This window comes from Streptococcus sp. 3874, from assembly GCF_013276425.1.
In the GTDB taxonomy this organism is placed as follows: Bacteria; Bacillota; Bacilli; order Lactobacillales; family Streptococcaceae; genus Streptococcus; species Streptococcus pseudopneumoniae.
Genome location: NZ_VMLA01000163.1, coordinates 1 through 796, shown reverse-complemented (window position 1 = coordinate 796; position 796 = coordinate 1). Strand labels below are relative to the sequence as shown.

Here is a 796-nt window from a genome sequence, read left to right as displayed (position 1 = left end):
GCTGATTCGATTGCTTCTATTATGCGTTGTTGTTCAGCTAGCGGAGGGAGAGGGATAAGAATAGAAGCAACTTTATCACTATTCAAGTTTTTCACAACAGCTCCACTAATTAGAGATAAAAATTGAGAATAAACTACATTTGATGAAAGAATATAGAATAGGTAATCTCTATTTAATGAGTTTTCATAGTTCGAAATAGCCAACCATCCATCGTGTATTGCACCATCAACATTCAAAATATAAGGTCTACCAAAACTCATAGAATTAGTTAACAAAAATGTACCTTTTTTTACAAATCTAGTTTTGTTAAGCCCTGATTTTTTGATTTTTTCTTTAACATTATTTATATACTTTTCACCCTTTTCAGTATCACCTATTTTTATCCAATTTATTCCATCTACTTCGGAAGTAAGATAATCTTTGATTGGTCGTGGAGAACCACCTCTAACAATTTCAACCAATGTAGAAAACCTCACCCACTCCCAACTTTTTGGTATTTCATAAGGAACTTCCTCATAATAAGAGTTATCATCTCCTTGGGAAACAATAGAAATGTCCAAATCTTTCTTTTTAATCTTGCCTTCTTCAAAGAGTTTTTGTTTTTCTGCTCGTATTTTTTCAAGTAAAACTTCGACTGATTCATCATTTGGGTCTTGTTCAACTAATTTTCCTTGCATAGCATATTGAAGAATAGATTTTTTTAGTTTATCTGGAAATTCTTTATCTAGCTGTTCGAGTCTATTATAACTTTTAGCGTACTCATCTACTCTTTCTAAAGCTGATTCGATTGCTTCTA

The 796-nt window shown here is 31.8% G+C and carries 1 protein-coding gene; it reads right to left on the bottom strand.

From position 1 onward, the window contains the following. Positions 1-677 (bottom strand): restriction endonuclease subunit S (locus HT703_RS11405; RefSeq protein WP_172930103.1); only part of this gene is annotated, 677 nt, incomplete at its 3' end. Positions 678-796: the final 119 nt, after the last annotated feature.